20 protein-coding genes, 1 tRNA gene and 3 rRNA genes are annotated in these 21,353 nt (G+C 55.5%); 14 read left to right on the top strand and 10 right to left on the bottom strand.

The window, feature by feature from the left end; all coding sequences use genetic code 11:
• Positions 1-88: 88 nt before the first annotated feature.
• The 6 genes from rng to csrD all read right to left on the bottom strand — a co-directional run bounded on the left by rng (position 89) and on the right by csrD (position 7,109).
• On the bottom strand, positions 89-1,558 hold the full coding sequence (rng, locus tag FJW00_RS15415; RefSeq protein WP_009087509.1) for a ribonuclease G: 1,470 nt from the start codon (positions 1,556-1,558) through the stop codon (positions 89-91).
• On the bottom strand, positions 1,548-2,141 hold the full coding sequence (locus FJW00_RS15410; RefSeq protein WP_140924847.1) for a Maf family protein: 594 nt from the start codon (positions 2,139-2,141) through the stop codon (positions 1,548-1,550). Before FJW00_RS15410 ends, rng begins: the two co-directional genes overlap by 11 nt.
• 8 nt (positions 2,142-2,149) lie before the next feature.
• On the bottom strand, positions 2,150-2,638 hold the full coding sequence (gene mreD / locus FJW00_RS15405; protein WP_009087513.1) for a rod shape-determining protein MreD: 489 nt from the start codon (positions 2,636-2,638) through the stop codon (positions 2,150-2,152).
• Positions 2,635-3,657, bottom strand: a complete 1,023-nt coding sequence (mreC, locus tag FJW00_RS15400) for a rod shape-determining protein MreC (RefSeq protein WP_009087515.1) — start codon at positions 3,655-3,657, stop codon at positions 2,635-2,637. Before mreC ends, mreD begins: the two co-directional genes overlap by 4 nt.
• A gap of 147 nt (positions 3,658-3,804) precedes the next feature.
• On the bottom strand, positions 3,805-4,848 hold the full coding sequence (mreB, locus tag FJW00_RS15395) for a rod shape-determining protein MreB (RefSeq protein WP_003855260.1): 1,044 nt from the start codon (positions 4,846-4,848) through the stop codon (positions 3,805-3,807).
• Positions 4,849-5,159: 311 nt separating this feature from the next.
• The gene (gene csrD, locus FJW00_RS15390) at positions 5,160-7,109 is read right to left on the bottom strand and encodes an RNase E specificity factor CsrD (RefSeq protein WP_058956523.1); all 1,950 of its coding nucleotides are present in this window, start codon (positions 7,107-7,109) and stop codon (positions 5,160-5,162) included.
• 284 nt (positions 7,110-7,393) lie between these two features.
• On the opposite strand from csrD, the gene msrP reads away from it, so the two are divergent.
• The 14 genes from msrP to FJW00_RS15320 all read left to right on the top strand — a co-directional run bounded on the left by msrP (position 7,394) and on the right by FJW00_RS15320 (position 20,542).
• The gene (gene msrP / locus FJW00_RS15385) at positions 7,394-8,398 is read left to right on the top strand and encodes a protein-methionine-sulfoxide reductase catalytic subunit MsrP (RefSeq protein ID WP_140029577.1); all 1,005 of its coding nucleotides are present in this window, start codon (positions 7,394-7,396) and stop codon (positions 8,396-8,398) included.
• A 3-nt stretch (positions 8,399-8,401) separates the two neighbouring features.
• Positions 8,402-9,004, top strand: a complete 603-nt coding sequence (gene msrQ / locus FJW00_RS15380; protein WP_140924845.1) for a protein-methionine-sulfoxide reductase heme-binding subunit MsrQ — start codon at positions 8,402-8,404, stop codon at positions 9,002-9,004.
• A gap of 232 nt (positions 9,005-9,236) precedes the next feature.
• Entirely contained in the window at positions 9,237-9,689 is a 453-nt protein-coding gene (gene aroQ, locus FJW00_RS15375; RefSeq protein ID WP_009087521.1) for a type II 3-dehydroquinate dehydratase, read from the top strand.
• Between the two features lie 25 nt (positions 9,690-9,714).
• Positions 9,715-10,176, top strand: a complete 462-nt coding sequence (accB, locus tag FJW00_RS15370) for an acetyl-CoA carboxylase biotin carboxyl carrier protein (protein ID WP_009087523.1) — start codon at positions 9,715-9,717, stop codon at positions 10,174-10,176.
• Positions 10,177-10,187: 11 nt separating this feature from the next.
• Positions 10,188-11,537 carry an acetyl-CoA carboxylase biotin carboxylase subunit gene (gene accC / locus FJW00_RS15365; RefSeq protein ID WP_009087525.1) on the top strand — a complete coding sequence of 450 codons (1,350 nt, stop codon included), beginning with the start codon at positions 10,188-10,190 and terminating at the stop codon, positions 11,535-11,537.
• Positions 11,538-11,610: 73 nt separating this feature from the next.
• On the top strand, positions 11,611-11,853 hold the full coding sequence (locus FJW00_RS15360) for a YhdT family protein (RefSeq protein WP_009087527.1): 243 nt from the start codon (positions 11,611-11,613) through the stop codon (positions 11,851-11,853).
• Entirely contained in the window at positions 11,843-13,288 is a 1,446-nt protein-coding gene (gene panF / locus FJW00_RS15355) for a sodium/pantothenate symporter (protein ID WP_046102624.1), read from the top strand. Before FJW00_RS15360 ends, panF begins: the two co-directional genes overlap by 11 nt.
• Before the next feature lie 16 nt (positions 13,289-13,304).
• Positions 13,305-14,186 (top strand): 50S ribosomal protein L11 methyltransferase, encoded by an 882-nt coding sequence (prmA, locus tag FJW00_RS15350; protein ID WP_111209016.1) that lies wholly within the window; start codon positions 13,305-13,307, stop codon positions 14,184-14,186.
• Positions 14,187-14,553: 367 nt separating this feature from the next.
• The gene (gene dusB, locus FJW00_RS15345) at positions 14,554-15,519 is read left to right on the top strand and encodes a tRNA dihydrouridine synthase DusB (RefSeq protein ID WP_009087532.1); all 966 of its coding nucleotides are present in this window, start codon (positions 14,554-14,556) and stop codon (positions 15,517-15,519) included.
• A 23-nt stretch (positions 15,520-15,542) separates the two neighbouring features.
• Positions 15,543-15,839 (top strand): DNA-binding transcriptional regulator Fis, encoded by a 297-nt coding sequence (gene fis, locus FJW00_RS15340; protein ID WP_003855228.1) that lies wholly within the window; start codon positions 15,543-15,545, stop codon positions 15,837-15,839.
• Positions 15,840-16,383: 544 nt separating this feature from the next.
• On the top strand, positions 16,384-17,409 hold the full coding sequence (locus tag FJW00_RS15335) for an amino acid ABC transporter substrate-binding protein (RefSeq protein ID WP_140924842.1): 1,026 nt from the start codon (positions 16,384-16,386) through the stop codon (positions 17,407-17,409).
• A gap of 68 nt (positions 17,410-17,477) precedes the next feature.
• Positions 17,478-18,656, top strand: a complete 1,179-nt coding sequence (locus FJW00_RS15330) for an amino acid ABC transporter permease (protein WP_140924840.1) — start codon at positions 17,478-17,480, stop codon at positions 18,654-18,656.
• Positions 18,657-18,671: 15 nt separating this feature from the next.
• Positions 18,672-19,772, top strand: a complete 1,101-nt coding sequence (locus tag FJW00_RS15325; RefSeq protein WP_009087540.1) for an amino acid ABC transporter permease — start codon at positions 18,672-18,674, stop codon at positions 19,770-19,772.
• An 8-nt stretch (positions 19,773-19,780) separates the two neighbouring features.
• Entirely contained in the window at positions 19,781-20,542 is a 762-nt protein-coding gene (locus FJW00_RS15320) for an amino acid ABC transporter ATP-binding protein (protein WP_009087542.1), read from the top strand.
• Between the two features lie 266 nt (positions 20,543-20,808).
• Here the strand turns inward: FJW00_RS15320 and rrf (FJW00_RS15315) are convergent.
• The 4 genes from rrf (FJW00_RS15315) to FJW00_RS15300 all read right to left on the bottom strand — a co-directional run.
• Positions 20,809-20,924: ribosomal RNA gene (gene rrf, locus FJW00_RS15315) — 5S ribosomal RNA — on the bottom strand.
• Between the two features lie 34 nt (positions 20,925-20,958).
• A tRNA-Thr gene (locus FJW00_RS15310) sits at positions 20,959-21,034 on the bottom strand.
• A gap of 14 nt (positions 21,035-21,048) precedes the next feature.
• Positions 21,049-21,164 (bottom strand): 5S ribosomal RNA (gene rrf / locus FJW00_RS15305).
• A 92-nt stretch (positions 21,165-21,256) separates the two neighbouring features.
• Positions 21,257-21,353: ribosomal RNA gene (locus FJW00_RS15300) — 23S ribosomal RNA — on the bottom strand; the annotation flags it as partial.

Raw genomic sequence — 21,353 nt, 5'->3', positions numbered from 1 at the left:
CAGACAAAAGCGGTAAAACACGCATTTTATCCCAAACAAGGGCGTTTTTTCAGCCCGGCAGCCGGAGAAACCAGTGCGCGGGCCGGCGTTACATCATGACAACGTCGAACTGCTCCTGAGTGTAGAGCGCTTCGACATGCACTTTAACCTGCTTGCCGACAAAGATTTCGACCTCCGCCAGGGCATGAGACTCATCGCTTTTCAGCGCCTCCCCCACCGTCGGCGAAACATAGACCAGGAAGCGATCGGAATCGTAGGCGTGATGAACGCGGACAATCTCACGCATAATCTCATAGCAGACCGTCTCAACCGTTTTCAGCGTGCCGCGTCCCTTACAGACCGGGCAGTCCTGACAGAGGATATGCTCGATGCTTTCACGGGTTCGCTTGCGCGTCATCTCTACCAGCCCCAGCGCCGAGAAACCATTAATCCCGGTTTTCACCCGATCCTTGCTGAGTGCGCTCTCCAGCGAATGCAGCACCCGGCGCCGATGATCTTCATTATTCATATCAATGAAGTCGATGATGATGATGCCACCCAGATTACGCAGTCGCAGCTGGCGGGCAATCGCCTGCGTCGCTTCCACATTGGTGTTAAAGATCGTCTCATCCAGATTGCGGTGGCCGACGAAGGCACCGGTGTTGATGTCGATGGTGGTCATCGCTTCGGTCTGATCGATGATCAGATAGCCACCCGACTTCAGTTCAACCTTACGATCCAGCGAACGCTGAATTTCATTTTCGACATCAAACAGGTCAAAGATAGGCTGTTTGCCATTGTAGAGCTCCAGCTTACCTGCCATCTCCGGAATATATTCCGCAGTAAACTCCACCAGCATTTCACAGGTCAGACGGGAGTCGACCCGGATGCGATCCAGGGCGGCCCCGGCAAAATCACGCAGAATACGCTGCGCCAGCGCCAGCTCACCGTAGAGCAGGCAGCGGGTCTGGTTACGCTTTTTGCGTTCGCTGACTTTGGTCCAGAGTCGCTTGAGAAACGCGGCGTCCTGCGCCAGCTCCTCTTCTCCAATCCCCTCTGCGGCGGTACGGATGATAAAGCCGCCCAGGTCGTCACAGTAGTCTGCCACCACCGCTTTGAGCCGCTCGCGCTCTTTTTCACTCTCAATGCGCTGAGAGACACCCACATGCGATGCCCCCGGCATAAAGACCAGATAACGTGACGGCAGCGTGATGTCGGTGGTCAGCCGGGCCCCTTTGGTACCCAGCGGATCTTTGACCACCTGCACCACCAGATCCTGCCCCTGGCGCACCAGCTCGGCGATGTCGCGAACAACAAAATTTTTCTTTTCGTCACCCGCGACACACTCGGTGTGCGGCATGATGTCTGAGGCGTGCAGAAAGGCGGCTTTTTCCAGGCCGATATCGACAAAGGCGGCCTGCATGCCGGGCAGTACACGGCTTACTCGTCCCTTGTAAATATTGCCCACAATGCCGCGCCGCGCCTCACGTTCAATGTGAATCTCCTGAAGGATGCCGCCGTCGATATAGGCAACCCGCGTTTCAGAAGGCGTGACGTTAACCAGTAATTCAGCCGTCATGGTGACCCCTTACGGCACGCAGTGACTGGAAATGGCTGAGTAACTCCGCTGTCTCAACCAAAGGTAATCCGACCACCGCGTGGTAGCTTCCATTAATTTTGCGGACAAAATTTCCGCCCCTGCCCTGGATTCCGTAGGCTCCCGCTTTATCCATCGGTTCGCCGGTCGCAATATAGTCGTCGATGTCGGTGGCGGTCAGGGTGCGGAAGGTCACATCCGTCGTCACCACGCAGTCCAGCGCCTGCTGACGATCGGCCAGCGCCACCGCCGTCATCACCTGGTGCGACTGTCCGGAAAGTTTGCGCAGCATCTCGCGGGCATCCTCAGCATCGCGCGGCTTCTCCAGCACGCTGCCATTCAGCACCACGATGGTATCGGCGCCCAGCACCGGCAGATCCTGCGCGGCCAGTCTGACGCCAGCCTGTGCTTTGTCATTGGCCAGACGGCGCACATAGGCCTCTGCCGCTTCATCCGGCTGACGCTGCTCTTCAACGTCCGTCACAAGGCGCTCGAAGGTCAGCCCAAGCTGAATTAACAGCTCACGCCGACGCGGTGAACCGGAAGCAAGATAAAGGGTTACCATAAATTTCCTTATTGAACAGCGAACTGACGACGAATTTTTCTCATTAACAAGAATAGCCAGGGCCAGAGAATACCGTCGACAACACTGCTCCAGAAAATTTCAGGTCGGAATGAAACGTTGATTACCAGGAATTCAGCCCAGAAGACGATGACATCCATCGCCAGTGACAGCACCATAACCATTAACGCTTGCTGCCACAACGCTAAGTTGCGGAATAACTGGAACTTAAAGGCGATAAGGTAGGCGATGATGCTGAGCGCCAGGGCACGCACGCCGAGTGTGGACCCGGCGATCAGATCCATGATGGCACCGAGCATAAATCCGGTGCCGACATTGACCCGGTGCGGCAGTGCCAGCACCCAGTAGATCAGAATCAGCAGCAGCCATGAGGGGCGGAACATGTAGATCTCATCCGGCCACGGCATGATCTGCAGGATCAGCGCAACCAGGAAAGAGAGCCAGATGACCCAACGTCCCTGGCTGCGATATCGACTCAAGGCTGGCCCCCGCGTGAACGCGTGGTGCTGCTGCTCTGTCCGCTGCTGCTACCGGAAGGGGCCGGCGGGCCCATCTGTGCAGAAGGCGCAGGCGGACCCATCTCCCCGGCAGGCGGTAACACCTGCGGCATCATCTGCATCAGACGCTCGTTCGCGACGCGATGCACTTCATCCTGCGGTAACGGCATATCGCCATTGCGATCCGCTCCCCACAGCAACAGCAGGTAGCGCAGACGCTGCAGACCGGCTGTCGGATGCGCCTGAATCACCGTGTAAGCGCGCTGGGTATCCACTTTAACAGAGGAGACCACGCCCACCGGATAACCTTCAGGGAAACGTCCCCCGATGCCGGAGGTGACCAGCACATCACCGACGCGAATGTCTGTGTTGCCCGGCAGATGCTCAAGCTGAAGATCTTCAGTGCAGCCGTTACCGGCGGCGATCACACGGATATCATTCCGCAGCACCTGAATCGGCAGCGCATGGGACGCATCACAGATCAGCAGAACGCGGCTGGTCAACTGCCCGACGGCGATGACCTGCCCCACCACGCCCTTATCACTGATGACCGGCTGACCTTCGTAGACACCGTTTACGCTGCCTTTGTCGATCACCACCTGGTCGGTGTAAGGGTCGGTGCCGGTAGAGATCACCTGCGTCACCATCTTTTGCTCATCCTGACGCAGCGGTGAACCCAGCAGTTCACGCAGGCGTGCGTTTTCCTGCTTATATTGCCCCAGCATTAGCAGGTTACTGTTTTTCAGGAAGAGCTCACGACGTAACGCTTTGTTTTCCTGCTCCAGTTGCTGACGGGATGCCAGCGACTCTGAGACGCCGTCCAGCAGCTGACGTGGCCCATTCGCCAGGAAGTAAAACGGACTGACCGACGTATCCAGATAGTTGCGTATTTGGGTAAAAGACCCCACACGACTGTCGGCGATAATGATGGCAATCGCCACGACAACCGCCAGGAAAAGACGCAACTGCAGGGAAGGCCCCCTGCTAAAAATCGGCTTCATATAATCTGCGTGATCCTCGACAACGGGTAAGGAAGCGGCGGCTGACCACCGCGCTTCCCTGGGCTGAACGCACTGTACCGGCCAGATTTCGCCGGTTCACATGCTACTCCCCTGCATGATCGTTGCGTTCTTAACCGGTTGAGGCAATTATTCTTCGCTGAACAAATCGCCGCCGTGCATGTCGATCATTTCCAGCGCCTTGCCGCCACCGCGTGCCACACAGGTCAGTGGATCTTCAGCAACCACAACCGGAATACCCGTCTCTTCCATCAGCAGGCGATCCAGGTTGCGCAGTAACGCACCACCACCGGTCAGCACCATGCCGCGCTCAGAGATATCCGAGGCCAGCTCAGGCGGACACTGTTCAAGGGCAACCATCACCGCGCTAACGATACCGGTTAACGGCTCCTGCAGCGCTTCAAGAATTTCGTTGGAGTTCAGCGTGAAGCCACGCGGTACACCTTCTGCCAGGTTACGGCCACGCACTTCAATTTCGCGGACTTCATCGCCCGGATAAGCTGAACCGATCTCATGCTTAATACGTTCTGCCGTCGCTTCACCAATCAGTGAACCGTAGTTACGACGCACATAATTAATAATAGCTTCATCGAAGCGATCGCCACCAATACGGACAGAGGAGGAGTAAACCACGCCGTTCAGTGAGATCACCGCCACTTCTGTGGTACCGCCACCAATATCGACTACCATTGAACCGGTCGCTTCGGAAACAGGCAGGCCTGCACCGATTGCGGCAGCCATAGGCTCTTCAATCAGGAAGACTTCACGCGCGCCTGCGCCCTGAGCGGATTCACGAATCGCACGACGTTCTACCTGGGTGGCACCGACGGGAACGCAGACCAGCACGCGTGGGCTGGGACGCATAAAGCTGTTGCTGTGAACCTGCTTGATGAAGTGCTGCAGCATCTTTTCGGTAACGAAAAAGTCAGCGATAACGCCATCTTTCATTGGGCGAATAGCAGCGATATTGCCTGGCGTACGGCCGAGCATCTGTTTGGCGTCATGACCTACGGCCGCGACACTTTTCGGCGAACCGGCACGATCCTGGCGAATAGCGACCACGGAAGGCTCGTTCAGCACGATGCCCTGTCCTTTTACGTAAATCAGGGTATTCGCGGTACCCAGGTCAATGGACAAGTCATTGGAAAACATGCCACGAAATTTTTTAAACATACTAAGGGATAATCCTGCAAGCTGGGGGCGGAAAATAAAATCCGCTTACTTTACCAACCACACGAAGCTGCCACAAGGCGCAAAAACGTTCTGCTTCGGTGAAAAAAGAGGCCTGATTGCGTTTAAGTCATCTGAACCCGTAACAGAAATCGGCAGAATGGCGACCAGACGCCATCACTCCTGCTTTTCTCCGCCTTTCGCCTTTCCATTCCCGACATAAAATTTAACATTTCCGGCAGTCGGGTTATGGGTGCAGACGAGACTTAACATGACAAAAAAGCGCTAATTGCCGTCATCAGGACGGCAATTCATCAAATACGGTAACGTTGGGAATACTTCTTCACGTTACTGTTAACCGGAAGCGAAGGGGCAAAAAAGTCACCCTGCCCGCCTGCTATACCCAGCGACACTAATGTTTGCCACTCCGATCGGGTGCGAACACCGGTGGCAAACACCTGAATGCCGGTGGATTTACAGACTTCCAGCAGACTCTGCACAAACAGCTGATTTTCAGTGCGCCGCTCAATGTTGCGCACCAGGCCGGCATCGAGCTTGATCAGCTCCAGCGGCAGCTGCCGGATATAGGCGCTGCTCACCACGGTTAAACCGGCCTGATTCACCGCCACCCGACAACCAAACGCCTTAAGCGCACGGAATACTGGTGTTAAGCGGTTGATGTGTTGACAGACATCTGCCTCGGCAAGTTCAAATAAAAATCGTTTTCTTTGTCCTTTCGGGCACTGCAGCAGCATGTTCTGCAGCCAGAGCACAAAGGGTCGTTGCAGGAGTGAGGACATCGTCAGCGGGATGACCAGGGTCTCTTCCGGCCAGAGTTCAGACAGGGCCGCAATGCGGGTCATCAGCTGGCGATCCCAGGCATCCGCCATACCCAGCTGCTGCACCAGCGGCATATATTCGGCAGCCAGCACCTCTTTGTCGCCATCGAAGATGCGGGTCAGCATCACCCGGTGCTGCACCTTGCCTTCAATATTGACGGCAGGTTTGTGATAGAGCCGCGGACCACCCCGGCTGAGCGTATTCTCCAGCAGGGTACGCCAGCGTACACTCCCCCGCCCGGCGTCCTGCGGATTGCCTGCACCGTTGGTCCAGTTGTTGCCGCCCAGTAACGCCGCGCGGCGGGTGGCCATTTCGGCATTCTCCATCACCTGCGGCACGGTCTGCCCGCTGTGCCACGCGCTGATGCCGATGTGAATCAAATCATCACGGTTCACCTGACGCATCGGCGGCAGTGAATCCACCGCATTGATCAGCTGGTCGGCAATGCTGTTCGCCTCTTTAAGGCTGCGATGCGGCAGCAGCACGGCAAAATCACTGCGGAAATAGCGCGCCAGCAGCGCCCCTGGGTAGCGCAGCACAAAGGTAGAGAGCATGTTGACGAAGTTAAAGAGGTACTCGTCGACCAGCGCGGGCTCCAGCGTTTCCTGCAGTGTATCCAGATCGGGCAGCCGCACCATCATCACCACGCCGTGGGTGCCCACATCTTCCTGATCTTCCAGCAGCGTCGCCAGCTGATTGTCGAAAAAGAGTCGGTTGTTGAGGCCGGTCCGGCCATCCTGGGCGGCAAAGGTGCGGATAAGCGTGTCGATACGCACACGCTGTTCGGCGGCTTCCTGCACATCCACCAGCAACAGATCCAGCGCGCGGCTCGCCCTGGGCGGCCACTCATCCACGCCGCGCTTCGGCATGACGCCGCGTTCGCCGTTGATAATCGCCTCGGCCCGCACTTCAAGATGCTCCATGCCACGCCACTGACGGCTGAGCCAGCGATGCATCATCAGCAGCATCAGACTCATGACCAGTATAATGGTAAACAGAATGCCCAGCGTCGAGGTGCCGGTGATGGAGCGTAGCCAGGTTTTGGCAGGATCGAGGGTGACAACCCGCAGCTGTAAGCCGGTCTGATGCATCAGCGGCACCTCGAACTGGATAAAGCGGTTGGGTTCATCTTCCAGCATCGGGTTTTCATGACGGGAGAGCGTCAGGAGCGTCTGTCTGCCGTTGTGCAGTAAAATCTGCTCCGCATTCATGATTGGCATGATCGACGTGAGCCAGGTATGCAGCTGATCCGGGGTCTGGGTGAGCATCGCCTGATCCACCTGGACCGCCAGGATCTGTGCCCGATGTTCCACGCGCTGATGACTGAACCAGAAAAAACTGAATGCGCAGCCAGCCAGCATCAGTGACATGGCCAGCAGGCTAAGAAAGGTAATAAACGCAGATAATTTTGTGGTTAATCGCATCCCTGTGCCTGTATTACTGCGGTGATAACCGGATCACCCAACCTTGTACCGTCAGCCTGACGAAAACGCGAGCAAAATAGCATAATTTACCGCTGACGGCAGTGCCCGGACGCCAGAAGCCGAAGTATATCGTCGGGATTGTCTTGCTGACGTGAACCCCGGCACTTTTCAGTGCATTCTCATCGCCCCGCCCAGCCAGGAAATTTCACATTTTCGCTGCGAAAGTGGCCGACATCAGCGATAGTCATCATGCTGGTCGATAAGAATCTGTCTGGAGAAGGCCCATGAAACGTACACCCTGCCTGACTGAAGCCGACGTTACGCCGGAAAGCATCTTTAATATGAAGCGCCGCCAGGTGCTGAAAACGCTGGGGCTGAGCGCCGCGGCCATCGGCGTGCCTGGCGTGGCAAACGCCGATATTCTCAGCTGGTTCAAGGGAAACGATCGCCCGCCAGCGCCGGCAGGCCGCCCGCTGGACTTTACTAAACCGGCGCAGTATCAGGCCGATCTGACCCTGACCCCGGCGGATAAGGTCTCCGGCTATAACAACTTCTATGAGTTTGGTCTGGATAAGGCCGATCCGGCCGCCAATGCCGGCACGCTGAAAACCGAGCCCTGGAAGCTGACCATCGATGGGGAAGTGGCGAAGCCCGTGACCCTGGATATGGATGACATCTTTAAACGGTTCGCCATGGAGCAGCGGATCTATCGCATGCGCTGCGTGGAGGCCTGGTCGATGGTGGTGCCCTGGATTGGCTTCGAACTGAACAAGCTGATTTCGCTGGCCGAACCCACCAGCAAAGCGCGTTTCGTCGCCTTTCAGACGCTTTACGATCCTGAGCAGATGCCGGGCCAGAAAGATCGCTTTATTGGCGGTGGTCTCAACTATCCCTATGTCGAGGGTTTGCGTCTGGATGAGGCGATGCATCCACTGACGATACTGACGACCGGCGTCTATGGCAAAGCGCTGCCCCCGCAGAATGGCGCACCGATTCGCCTGACGGTGCCGTGGAAATATGGCTTTAAAGGGATCAAATCGATCGTAAAAATCACGCTGACCAGCAATCAGCCGCCGACGACCTGGAACCAGATTGCCGCTGATGAGTATGGTTTTTACGCCAACGTGAATCCTCACGTTAATCATCCGCGCTGGTCGCAGGCCACCGAGCGTTTTATCGGCCCTGGCGGCAGCCTGAAGGTCGAGCGTCAGCCGACCCTGCTGTTTAATGGCTATGGCGAGCAGGTCGCCTCGCTCTATCGCGGTCTGGATTTACGGGAGAACTACTAGGTGGTGCGCCTGTCATTAAAACAGATAACCGGTTTAAAGGTGATCCTGCATCTGGCGGCTCTGCTGCCGCTGGTTTATCTGATTTTTGCCGCGATGCAGGGGGGGCTGAGTGCCGATCCGGCGAAAGATATTCAGCATTTTACCGGACGAATGGCGCTGAAACTGCTGCTGGGAACGCTGCTGGTCTCACCGCTGGCGCGTTACGGCAGGCAGCCGCTGTTAATCCGTACCCGCCGCCTGCTGGGCGTCTGGACATTTGTCTGGGCCTCTCTTCATCTGCTGAGCTATTACCTGCTGGAGCTGGGTGTGGACAATCTGCGTCTGCTGGGCAGCGAGCTGATCTCCCGTCCCTATCTCACGCTGGGCATCATCAGCTGGTTTATCCTGCTGGCCCTGGCGGTGACCTCGTTTCAGCGCGCGCAGCGCAGGCTGGGAAAACGCTGGCAAACCCTGCACAACGCGGTCTATCTTGTCGCGATCCTGGTGCCGGTTCACTATATCTGGTCGGTAAAAATCCTGTCACCCCAGCCACTTATCTACGCCCTGCTTGCTGCGATACTGTTAGCCTGGCGTTACAAAAAGTTTCTCAAATGGTGGCCCCGCTAGGCTCTCACCCGTTGTTTTCCGCTGCTGTTTTCTGATAAAAGATGTGGCCCGCAGGCCACATCCGATCATCTTCGCAGATAAGACCAGTATTTTGCTGCGAAATGACACGAAACGGATATAATGCCCGGCTTTATTGCTCGTCGGGTCTTCTTTTTCACCGTGAAAGGTGACAAATGGAGATTCGCAAGGTATTTTACGCGATGCCTCAATGATTGCGGGAGATGGCAGCAAGATGGCGCATAAATTACATATTCTGCTTTTAAACGGACCCAACCTGAACCTGTTGGGAACGCGTGAACCTGAGAAGTATGGTCATACCACGCTGCGTCAGATCGTTGACGATTTAACGCATCAGGCAGACCAGCTGAATGTGGAGTTGAGCCACCTGCAAACCAACGCTGAATTTCAGCTTATTGATCGCATTCATGAGGCCAAAGGCAATGTGGATTACATCATCATTAATCCTGCCGCGTTTACCCATACCAGTGTCGCACTGCGTGATGCCCTGTTAGCGGTAGAAATACCGTTTATCGAGGTTCATCTCTCCAATGTGCATGCACGCGAGCCCTTCCGTCATCACTCCTATCTTTCTGATGTCTCTGCTGGCGTGATTTGCGGGCTTGGCGCTGACGGCTACACATGGGCTTTACAAACGGCAGTAAAACGCCTGTCTCAAACTAATTAATCAAACTGAGTACGGAACCCCACTCATGGATATTCGTAAAATTAAAAAACTGATCGAACTGGTTGAAGAGTCTGGCATTTCTGAGCTGGAAATCTCTGAAGGTGAAGAGTCCGTTCGCATCAGCCGCGCACCTGCAAACGCAGGTTACCCGGTTATGCAGCAGGCTTACGCTGCACCGGTACAACAGCCTGCGCTGGCCACCGCTGTGGCCCCTGTTGCAGCCGTTGCCGAAGCCGCACCGGCTGAGATCAGCGGTCACATCGTGCGTTCACCGATGGTAGGCACCTTCTACCGCACGCCGAGCCCGGACGCGAAAGCCTTTGTGGAAGTCGGTCAGAAAGTGAACGCGGGCGATACGCTGTGCATCGTCGAAGCCATGAAAATGATGAACCAGATCGAAGCTGACAAATCCGGCGTGGTGAAAGCCATTCTGGTTGAAAGCGGTCAGCCGGTCGAATTTGACGAGCCACTGGTTATCATCGAGTAACGGGGCAGATCATGCTGGATAAAATTGTTATTGCTAACCGCGGTGAGATCGCGCTGCGCATTCTTCGTGCCTGTAAAGAACTGGGCATCAAGACTGTTGCGGTTCACTCAAGCGCGGACCGTGACCTGAAGCACGTGCTGCTGGCAGACGAAACCGTCTGCATCGGCCCGGCGCAGTCAGTCAAAAGTTACCTCAACATCCCGGCGCTGATCTCTGCTGCAGAGATCACCGGCGCAGTGGCGATTCACCCAGGCTACGGCTTCCTTTCTGAGAATGCCGATTTTGCCGAGCAGGTTGAACGCTCTGGCTTTATCTTTATCGGTCCGAAAGCGGACACCATTCGCCTGATGGGTGACAAGGTTTCTGCGATCAACGCGATGAAGAAAGCGGGCGTCCCGACCGTCCCAGGCTCTGACGGTTCGCTGACTGATGATATGGAAAAAAACCGTGCCTTTGCTCAGCGCATTGGTTATCCGGTCATCATCAAAGCGTCCGGCGGCGGCGGCGGTCGTGGTATGCGCGTTGTGCGCAGCGACAAAGATCTGGAACAGTCCATCAACATGACGAAAGCGGAAGCCAAAGCGGCTTTCAACAACGACATGGTTTACATGGAGAAGTATCTGGAGAATCCTCGCCACATCGAGATTCAGGTACTGGCCGATGGTCAGGGCAACGCCATCTATCTGGGCGAACGTGACTGCTCCATGCAGCGTCGTCACCAGAAAGTGGTCGAAGAGGCGCCAGCGCCAGGCATTACGCCGGAACTGCGCAGCTTTATCGGCAACCGCTGTGCCAAAGCCTGTATCGAAATTGGCTATCGCGGCGCAGGTACCTTCGAGTTCCTGTATGAAAACGGTGAATTCTACTTCATCGAGATGAACACCCGTATTCAGGTGGAACATCCGGTGACCGAGATGATCACCGGTGTCGATCTGATCAAAGAGCAGCTGCGCATTGCGGCTGGTCAGCCACTGTCGATCAAACAGGATGATGTGATCATTCGCGGACATGCGGTCGAGTGCCGTATCAACGCCGAAGATCCGGTAACCTTCCTGCCAAGCCCGGGTAAAATCACCCGCTTCCACGCGCCAGGCGGTTTTGGCGTGCGCTGGGAGTCGCACATTTACTCCGGTTACACCGTGCCGCCTTATTATGACTCCATGATTGGCAAGCTGATCACCTATGGCGAAACGCGTGACGTGGCGATTGCCCGCATGAAAAATGCCCTGGCGGAACTGATCATCGACGGTATCAAGACCAACGTCGACCTGCAGATGAAAATCATGTCCGACGAGAATTTCCAGCACGGTGGAACCAACATCCACTATCTGGAGAAAAAACTCGGCTTGCACGAGAAGTAATTGCAACGCTGAGTCAGTCAGAGGCCGGTTAATCCGGCCTTTTTCTTTTGCCGCTGGGCGTTAAGGTTGAATCATGGATGCTCGTTTTATACAGGCACATAAAGAGGCGCGCTGGTCGCTCTATCTCACCCTGCTCTGGCTCGCTGTCTGGGGGCTTTCCGCCTGGCTGGGTGGCAATGACACCGGCATCACCGGTCTGCCGCGCTGGTTTGAACTCTCCTGCCTGTTTGCCCCCCTGTTCTTCATTTTTTTGTGCTGGCTGATGGTGCGAGTGATTTTTCGCGACATGCCGCTGGAGGAGAAAAATGAACAGTGAAATTATCCTGCCGCTGCTGATTTATCTGGTGCTGATCGCCGCACTGTCGGTATTTGCCGTTCGCAAACGGCGTGAAGGCAGTTTCCTGACGGAATATTTCCTCGGCAGCCGCTCCATGGGCGGTTTTGTGCTGGCAATGACCATCACCACGACCTATATCAGCGCCAGCTCATTTATAGGCGGGCCCGGTGCCGCCTATAAATATGGGCTGGGCTGGGTGCTGCTGGCGATGGTGCAGGTGCCCGCTGTCTGGCTTTCGCTGGGGGTGCTGGGGAAAAAGTTCGCCATCCTGGCGCGTCAGCATAATGCGGTCACGCTGAATGACATGCTCTATGCGCGCTATCGGAGCCCGCTGCTGATCTGGCTGGCGAGTCTGAGCCTGCTGATCGCGTTTATCGGCGCCATGACGGTACAGTTTATTGGCGGTGCGCGGCTGCTCGAAACCGCTGCCGGTATCCCGTATGACACCGGCCTGCTGATTTTTGGCGGAACGATCGCCCTCTACACCGCGTTTGGCGGCTTTCGCGCCAGCGTGCTTAACGACGCCATGCAGGGCGTTGTGATGCTGATTGGCACCTTCCTGCTGCTGTTTGCGGTGATTCATCAGGCGGGCGGCCTGAGCACGGCGGTTCAGAAACTGCATGACATCGACCCCGCACTGCTCTCACCGCAGGGGCCGGGAGAGGTTATCACCCCAACCTTCCTCAGCTCATTTATTGTGCTGGTCTGCTTTGGCGTTATCGGGTTGCCGCACACGGCGGTGCGCTGTATCTCCTACAGGGACAGTAAGGCTGTCCATCGGGCGATCATTCTGGGCACCATTGTGGTGGTGGTGCTGATGCTGGGCATGCATCTGGCCGGTGCACTTGGCCGGGCGGTACTGCCAAATCTGACCGTGCCGGACAGCGTCATTCCGACCCTGATGATTACCGTGCTGCCGCCGTTAGCGGCCGGACTGTTTCTGGCCGCGCCCATGGCTGCCATTATGTCGACGATTAATGCCCAGCTGCTTCAGGCGTCGGCGACGCTAATCAAAGACCTCTATCTGCGGGTCGCCCCGCACCAGATGGAAAATGAGGCGCGGCTGCGACTGTTATCTGGCACCATTACTTTCGCCCTGGGTCTCCTGCTGCTGATCGCGGCATGGAATCCCCCCGATATGATTATCTGGCTTAACCTGCTGGCCTTTGGTGGTCTTGAAGCGGTCTTCCTCTGGCCGCTGGTTCTCGGTCTCTACTGGGAACGCGCCAATGCCGCAGGTGCCATCACCGGCATGGTGGTGGGTGGTGGCTGCTATGCGTTTCTGGCGAGCCTGAAACTGCAGATTCTGGGCTTTCACCCCATCGTGCCCTCCCTGCTTCTGAGCCTGCTGGCATTTTTAGTGGGCAACCTGTTTGGACGCGCGCCGCAACCGGTCGACGCGCCGCAACATTGACGGAAAGAGAAACGTTATGCCGTGGATTCAAATCAAAATTAACAGCTCAGGTGAACACGCGGAAACGCTGAGCGATGCCCTGATGGATATCGGTGCGGTTTCAGTGACCTTCCAGGATACGCACGATACCCCGGTTTATGAGCCGCTGCCGGGTGAGACCCGCCTGTGGGGTGACACCGATGTTATCGGCCTGTTCGATGCTGAAACCGATATGAGCCTGATTACTGCCGAACTGGCGCAGCATCCGCTGTTAGGCGCCGATTTTCGTCACCGGATCGAGCAGATCGAAGACAAAGACTGGGAGCGCGAGTGGATGGAAAACTTCCATCCGATGCGCTTCGGTGAACGCCTCTGGATCTGTCCGAGCTGGCGCGATGTGCCGGATCCGGACGCGGTCAACGTCATGCTCGATCCAGGCCTGGCGTTTGGCACCGGCACGCATCCGACAACCTCCCTCTGCCTTACCTGGCTTGACGGGCTGGATCTGACGGGCAAAACGGTGATCGATTTTGGCTGTGGTTCGGGGATCCTGGCGATCGCGGCGCTTAAGCTTGGCGCGGCTCAGGCAATCGGTATTGATATCGATCCGCAGGCGATTCAGGCCAGCCGCGATAACGCTGAGCGCAACGGCGTGTCCGATCGTCTGTCACTCTATCTTCCCCACCAGCAGCCTGAAAACCTGCAGGCGGATGTGGTGGTCGCCAACATCCTGGCCGGTCCGCTGCGTGAGCTGGCACCGCTGATCAGCGTGCTGCCTAAGTCTGGCGGTCACCTCGGCCTGTCAGGCGTGCTGGAGAGTCAGGCGGAAGGTGTCTGCGAAGCCTATGAAAGTCAGTTCACGCTTGACCCGGTTGCGGTGAAAGAGGAGTGGTGCCGGATTACCGGCATCAAATCCTGAAGTCAGCCTCCGCCGTAGCTCACGGCGATGCCGCTAGCCGGCACAACGCGGCTAAACAGCACAATCAGCCAGCCCGCAGCGTAAGTTGCGGGCTTTTCCAGGCAGGCATGGAGAGTTGTACCGTTAATCACGGCATGTGACGTTTTTTATCTGGCGAATTGCCGTACTTTTCTGGAAAAACTTTTGTTCACAATTTCAGCATAAATCAGTAAGTCATTGATATTAAGGTGTAATTAAAAAGACACCCGATCATCACCCGGATTTCATTGATCTTTCTTGCTGATTGTTCAAAGTTTGGCCTTTCATCTTCCTGCAAAAATGCGTAATATACGCCGCCTTGCAGACACAGTATGGCCATTCTGACTTCATGCGTATTGGAAACCTCCAGCTGAGAAATCGACTGATTGCGGCGCCTATGGCCGGTATTACCGACAGGCCATTCAGGACGCTGTGTCACGAAATGGGCGCAGGTATGGCAGTTTCTGAGATGTTGTCTTCGAACCCCGAAGTCTGGGCCAGTGACAAATCTCGTTTGCGCATGGTTCACAGTGATGAGCCAGGCATTCGCGCCGTGCAGATTGCCGGTTGCGATCCCAGCGAAATGGCGCAAGCTGCACGCATTAATGTCGAGGCTGGTGCACAGGTTATCGACATTAATATGGGATGCCCTGCCAAGAAGGTTAACCGCAAAATGGCGGGGTCAGCCTTACTGCAATATCCCGCCGTGGTGGAGTCCATTCTCTCCGCAGTGGTTAATGCAGTGAACGTGCCGGTTACGCTGAAAATTCGTACTGGCTGGGATCCTGAAAACAGGAACTGTGTCGCGATTGCCCAATTGGCTGAACGCTGCGGTATACAGGCTCTGACGATACATGGCCGCACTCGTGCCTGCCTGTTCAACGGAGAAGCTGAATATGACAGCATTCGGACAGTTAAGCAGAGTGTTTCCATTCCGATTATCGCGAATGGAGACATAACTGACCCGCATAAAGCCAGAGCGGTGCTCGACTATACAGGGGCCGATGCTCTGATGATAGGACGCGCTGCTCAGGGAAGACCGTGGATCTTCCGGGAAATCCAGCATTATCTGGACACTGGGGAGCTGCTTGCTCCGCTGCCACTGGCAGAGGTCAAGCGCTTGCTTGTTTCGCATATACGTGAGCTGCACGACTTTTACGGTTCAGGCAAGGGATACCGTATAGCGCGAAAGCACGTCTCCTGGTATCTGCAGGAGCACGCCCCGAATGACCAGTTTCGGCGCACATTCAACGCCATTGAGGATGCCAGCGAACAGCTGGAGGCGTTGGAGGCATACTTCGAAAATCTTGCGTAACGAAATAAAGAGCTGAAAGAACTATGTTCGAACAACGCGTAAATTCTGACGTACTGACCGTTTCTACCGTTAACTCACAGGATCAGGTAACTCAAAAACCTTTGCGTGATTCGGTTAAACAGGCACTGAAGAACTATTTTGCTCAACTGAATGGTCAGGATGTGAGCGACCTGTATGAGCTGGTTTTGGCTGAAGTCGAGCAGCCTCTGTTGGACATGGTGATGCAGTATACCCGTGGCAACCAGACCCGCGCTGCCCTGATGATGGGTATCAACCGCGGTACGCTGCGTAAGAAATTGAAAAAATACGGCATGAACTGATTCTGAGTTCTGTCTGTTAATCACGCCAGCCTTCGGGCTGGCGTTTTTATTTGTGCGGTATGGCACAAAGCGGTGACCTCAGGGATGAAACAGTTGCCTCTCATATGGTAACTATAGTTGCAATCGCAGACGTGATATTTCGCCCTCTCTTCTTCCTCCTGCCAGCCGGAATTACAGGCTGATCTGAATGCCCTGCCCCCTGACAGCGCCCTTCCGCTCCGGGTGTGTGACTTTACGCGCATTAAAAAAGTAACGTGTCTCCTTCATACATGCCTGCCTGCGCGAAGGCTCACATTGCTTCCATATAGTGAAACTATTTGCACTAAATGTGATCGGGTCGACTCGCTTTGCTTCCTTTTGGTGCGCCATATTGGCGGAACTTTCTAAGTGCTTCCGATTATTAACCGTTCTTTCATACAAATTCAGGCTCCTGCAAACCTGGCATCAGCTTTGCAGTGTCGTGAATGGCTGACCGCCACAGACAGGAAAACGCACACTAAAGTGCGCAAACATAACAATACGATCCCGCCACACAGGATGCTTTATGAAAAAGATGATGCTCTCTACGCTGATCGCTGCCGCCTCGCTGGTTGCCGTTACTCAGCAAGCACACGCCGGCGCCACACTGGATGCAATTAAGAAAAAAGGTTTTATTCAATGTGGGATCAGTGACGGCTTGCCGGGCTTCTCCTATGCGGATGCCAGCGGCAAGTTCACCGGTATCGATGTGGATGTGTGTCGGGCAACGGCTGCTGCTGTGTTTGGCGATGCAACCAAAGTGAAATACACCCCACTGACCGCGAAAGAGCGTTTCACCGCGCTGCAGTCAGGCGAAGTGGATGTGCTTTCTCGTAATACCACCTGGACCTCCTCGCGTGATGGCGGCATGGGCTTCCTGTTTGCGGGCGTGAACTACTACGACGGCATCGGCTTCCTGACTCACCAGAAAGCGGGCCTGAAAAGTGCGAAAGAGCTGGATGGCGCGACCGTCTGTATTCAGGCAGGCACCGATACCGAGCTGAACGTCGCGGACTTCTTTAAAGCCAACAAAATGCAGTACACGCCGGTCACCTTCGACCGTTCAGATGAATCAGCCAAAGCACTGGACAGCGGCCGCTGTGATACCCTGGCTTCTGACCAGTCTCAGCTTTACGCACTGCGCATTAAGCTGGGCAAACCAGATGAATTTATTGTGCTGCCAGAAGTGATCTCCAAAGAACCCCTGGGGCCACTGGTGCGTCGTGGTGATGATGACTGGTTCACCATCGTGAAATGGTCGCTCTTCGCTATGCTGAATGCGGAAGAGATGGGTATCAACTCGAAGAATGTTGATCAGATGACAGCCAAGCCGACCACGCCAGATATGGCGCATCTGCTGGGTGCTGAGGGTGACTTTGGTAAAGATCTGAAGCTGGATAATAAGTGGGCCTACAACATCATCAAGCAGGTGGGCAACTATCAGGAAAGCTTTGATCGTAACGTCGGTAAAGACAGTGCTCTGAAGATCGCACGCGGTCAGAACGCGCTGTGGAACCAGGGCGGTATTCAGTACGCTCCGCCGGTACGTTAACAGACCTCGCCAATCGGGCACCGCCTTCTGCGGTGCCCTGCCACAGCTTTCGTTACTGAGGTTTCAACATGTCACAACGCCCAACCGTGAAAAGGGATTTTTCATTTGGTAATCCCACGGTTCGCGCCTGGATTTATCAGTTCATTGCCGTTATCGCAGTGCTTGGTGTGGTGGGTTATCTGGTGCATAACACCATTATCAACCTTGCCAACCGCGGCATTACATCAGGATTTGGCTTTCTCGAGCGCACTGCCGGTTTCGGTATCGTTCAGCATCTGATTGAGTACACCGAGGACGATACCTACGCGCGCGTGTTTCTGGTTGGCTTAACCAACACACTGCTGGTCTCGGCACTCTGTATCGTTTTCGCCTCCATTCTCGGATTCGCGGTGGGATTATCCCGCCTTTCTGACAACTGGCTGCTGCGGAAACTCTCGACCATCTATATCGAAACCTTCCGTAATATCCCGCCACTGCTGCAGATCTTCTTCTGGTACTTTGCGGTATTGCGCAATCTGCCTGGCCCACGGCAGGCGCTGAATGCGTTTGACCTGGCCTATGTCAGTAATCGCGGGCTCTATGTGCCGTGGCCGACCTATGCTCTAGGGAGCTGGCCGTTTGTTATCGCGCTGCTTCTGGCCGTAGCCATCAGCTATGGTCTCTACCGCTTCAACCGTCAGCATCAGCTGAAAACCGGCGAGTTACGTCGCACCTGGCCTGCCGCCGTTGCGATGCTGATTCTTTTTCCGGTTCTGGCGCATCTTGGGTTTGGCGCCGCAACGCACTGGGATGTGCCGCAGCTGCGCGGATTCAATTTCCGTGGTGGCTCGGTAATGATCCCGGAGCTGGCGGCACTGACGCTGGCCCTGTCGATCTATACCTCGTCGTTTATTGCGGAAGTGATTCGCTCCGGCATCCAGTCGGTACCGCACGGTCAGCACGAAGCCGCACGTTCGCTGGGTCTGCCGAATCCGGTGACGCTGCGCCAGGTGATCATTCCTCAGGCCATGCGCGTGATTATTCCCCCGCTGACCAGTCAGTACCTGAACATCGTGAAGAACTCCTCACTGGCCGCGGCTATCGGATATCCCGATATGGTGTCGCTGTTTGCCGGCTCGGTCCTGAACCAGACCGGCCAGGCCATCGAAACGATTGCTATTACGATGGGCGTGTACCTGATCATCAGCCTGCTGATATCACTGCTTATGAACGTCTACAACCGCAAAATTGCGCTGGTTGAGCGTTAAGAGAACGGGATGACTATGTCTGTAACTACGCATGAAACGACCCCCGTCCCGACGACGCCGGTCAGTCGCGCCTGGCTTTGGGCGCGTAAAAATCTCTTTTCCAGCTGGTTTAACACGTTACTGACGCTGTTGTGCATCTGGATAATCTGGCATGTGATCCCGCCTGCGCTGAACTGGCTGGTCTTTCAGGCTAACTGGATCGGCTCTACCCGCGCCGATTGTACGAAAGAGGGCGCCTGCTGGGTCTTTATCCATGCCCGTTTCGGTCAGTTCATGTATGGCCTCTATCCGCATGAGTTGCGCTGGCGTATCAATCTGGCGCTGATCATTGGCCTGGTGTCGATTGTGCCGATGTTCCTGAAGAGCCTGCCCTTCCGCGGGCGCTATATTGCTGCCTGGGCCGTCATCTATCCGGTGATTGTCTGGTTTCTGCTGTATGGCGGCTATCTGGGCCTGGAGCGCGTTGAGACACGTCAGTGGGGTGGATTAACGCTGACGCTGATTATTGCATCGGTTGGGATTGCGGGCGCACTGCCGCTGGGGATTCTGCTGGCTCTTGGCCGTCGCTCCCGTATGCCTGTGGTGCGCACGCTGTCGGTTATCTTTATTGAGTTCTGGCGCGGCGTGCCGCTGATTACCGTACTGTTTATGTCGTCGGTGATGCTGCCGCTGTTTATGTCTGAAGGCACCACCATCGATAAGCTGGTGCGCGCCCTGGTTGGCGTCATTCTGTTTCAGTCCGCCTATGTAGCGGAAGTGGTACGCGGGGGATTGCAGGCGTTGCCGAAAGGTCAGTATGAAGCGGCTGAGTCTCTGGCGCTGGGTTACTGGAAAACCCAGATGCTGGTGATCCTGCCACAGGCACTGAAGCTCACCATCCCCGGGCTGGTAAATACCATCATCGCTCTGTTTAAAGATACCAGCCTGGTCATCATCATCGGTCTTTTCGATCTGTTCAGCAGCGTTCAGCAGGCCACGGTGGACCCCACCTGGCTGGGCATGTCGACCGAAGGCTACGTCTTCGCTGCACTGGTCTATTGGATCTTCTGTTTTAGCATGTCGCGCTACAGCCAGTATCTGGAAAAGCGCTTTCACACCGGGCGTACATCGCACTGAGGTTTTACATGACTGACTCTATGACACACTCTTCCGACGCGTTGATGATTTCGCTTGAGAACGTGAATAAATGGTACGGGCAATTCCATGTACTGAAAGACATTAACCTGCAGGTTAAGCCGCGTGAACGCATTGTGCTTTGCGGACCTTCTGGTTCCGGCAAATCGACCACGATCCGCTGTATTAACCATCTGGAAGAGCATCAGCAGGGACGTATTGTTGTTGACGGTATTCACCTTAACGATGACATCCGTAACATTGAACGCGTGCGCACTGAAGTAGGAATGGTCTTTCAGCACTTTAATCTGTTTCCGCATCTGACGGTCCTGCAAAACTGCACACTGGCCCCGACGTGGGTGAGAAAGATACCTAAAAAAGAAGCCGATGAGCTGGCCATGCACTATCTGCAACGCGTGCGCATTGCGGAACATGCCCATAAATTCCCCGGTCAGCTTTCGGGTGGTCAGCAGCAGCGCGTTGCTATTGCCCGTTCACTCTGTATGAAGCCAAAAATTATGCTGTTTGATGAGCCAACCTCGGCGCTTGATCCGGAGATGGTAAAAGAGGTACTGGATACCATGATTGGTCTGGCAGAGGATGGGATGACCATGCTGTGCGTGACGCATGAGATGGGCTTTGCCCGCACCGTTGCGGACCGGGTGATCTTTATGGATCGCGGTGAGATCGTTGAAATGGCTCCGCCACAGGAGTTCTTTGCGAATCCTAAATCGGAGCGGACCCGGGCGTTCTTGTCTCAGGTTATTCACTGACCGGCACTACTGCTCGTTGTTTCCAACCCGGCCTGGTGCCGGGTTTTTTATGGCCCGTATAAAGGTCAACAAAGGGGTACGGACTGGGACTGGGGCTGGGGCTGGGGCTGGGGCTGGGGCTGGGTAGCACAGGAGCACAGGAGCACAGGCTGAGGCGACTACGCTTTTTCTATCACTATTGATAACCGGAAAAGGCGCTGCTCCATTTTCTGCAGCCACAACGAAAAAAGCCCTTCGCATACGCGAAGGGCTCTCTCTTATTTGATGCCTGGCAGTTCCCTACTCTCGCATGGGGAGACCCCACACTACCATCGGCGCTACGGCGTTTCACTTCTGAGTTCGGCATGGGGTCAGGTGGGACCACCGCGCTACAGCCGCCAGGCAAATTCTTTTCTTTACCGAACTCGTGTCTTAACTGGTGCTGATACCCAGAGTCGAACTGGGGACCTCACCCTTACCAAGGGTGCGCTCTACCAACTGAGCCATATCAGCACACTAAATTTGATGCCTGGCAGTTCCCTACTCTCGCATGGGGAGGCCCCACACTACCATCGGCGCTACGGCGTTTCACTTCTGAGTTCGGCATGGGGTCAGGTGGGACCACCGCGCTAAAGCCGCCAGGCAGATTCTGTTTTCCGCGCCGCCACAGGGGCCGCGCAGACGTATCCGTCACAAACTGAAAATCGCGTCTCTCAAAAACGCCTCTGGCGTTGTAAGGTTAAGCCTCACGGGTCATTAGTACCGGTTAGCTCAACGCATCGCTGCGCTTACACACCCGGCCTATCAACGTCGTCGTCTTCAACGTCCCTTC

It is taken from the genome of Pantoea anthophila (assembly GCF_006494375.1).
Taxonomy (GTDB): domain Bacteria; phylum Pseudomonadota; class Gammaproteobacteria; order Enterobacterales; family Enterobacteriaceae; genus Pantoea; species Pantoea anthophila.
Note: the sequence above shows the minus strand (reverse complement) of the source record. Positions and strands in the feature narration are given on the sequence as shown.

Bases quoted from the DNA above. Each gene is read 5' to 3' on its own strand.
- msrP (WP_140029577.1), top strand. From the start codon at position 7,394: ATGAAACGTACACCCTGCCTGACTGAAGCCGACGTTACGCCGGAAAGC.
- rng (WP_009087509.1), bottom strand. From the start codon at position 1,558: ATGACGGCTGAATTACTGGTTAACGTCACGCCTTCTGAAACGCGGGTT.
- prmA (WP_111209016.1), top strand. From the start codon at position 13,305: ATGCCGTGGATTCAAATCAAAATTAACAGCTCAGGTGAACACGCGGAA.
- FJW00_RS15410 (WP_140924847.1), bottom strand. From the start codon at position 2,141: ATGGTAACCCTTTATCTTGCTTCCGGTTCACCGCGTCGGCGTGAGCTG.
- panF (WP_046102624.1), top strand. From the start codon at position 11,843: ATGAACAGTGAAATTATCCTGCCGCTGCTGATTTATCTGGTGCTGATC.
- FJW00_RS15325 (WP_009087540.1), top strand. From the start codon at position 18,672: ATGTCTGTAACTACGCATGAAACGACCCCCGTCCCGACGACGCCGGTC.
- mreB (WP_003855260.1), bottom strand. From the start codon at position 4,848: ATGTTTAAAAAATTTCGTGGCATGTTTTCCAATGACTTGTCCATTGAC.
- mreC (WP_009087515.1), bottom strand. From the start codon at position 3,657: ATGAAGCCGATTTTTAGCAGGGGGCCTTCCCTGCAGTTGCGTCTTTTC.
- FJW00_RS15335 (WP_140924842.1), top strand. From the start codon at position 16,384: ATGAAAAAGATGATGCTCTCTACGCTGATCGCTGCCGCCTCGCTGGTT.
- FJW00_RS15320 (WP_009087542.1), top strand. From the start codon at position 19,781: ATGACTGACTCTATGACACACTCTTCCGACGCGTTGATGATTTCGCTT.
- aroQ (WP_009087521.1), top strand. From the start codon at position 9,237: ATGGCGCATAAATTACATATTCTGCTTTTAAACGGACCCAACCTGAAC.
- csrD (WP_058956523.1), bottom strand. From the start codon at position 7,109: ATGCGATTAACCACAAAATTATCTGCGTTTATTACCTTTCTTAGCCTG.
- accB (WP_009087523.1), top strand. From the start codon at position 9,715: ATGGATATTCGTAAAATTAAAAAACTGATCGAACTGGTTGAAGAGTCT.
- FJW00_RS15360 (WP_009087527.1), top strand. From the start codon at position 11,611: ATGGATGCTCGTTTTATACAGGCACATAAAGAGGCGCGCTGGTCGCTC.
- fis (WP_003855228.1), top strand. From the start codon at position 15,543: ATGTTCGAACAACGCGTAAATTCTGACGTACTGACCGTTTCTACCGTT.
- dusB (WP_009087532.1), top strand. From the start codon at position 14,554: ATGCGTATTGGAAACCTCCAGCTGAGAAATCGACTGATTGCGGCGCCT.
- FJW00_RS15330 (WP_140924840.1), top strand. From the start codon at position 17,478: ATGTCACAACGCCCAACCGTGAAAAGGGATTTTTCATTTGGTAATCCC.
- accC (WP_009087525.1), top strand. From the start codon at position 10,188: ATGCTGGATAAAATTGTTATTGCTAACCGCGGTGAGATCGCGCTGCGC.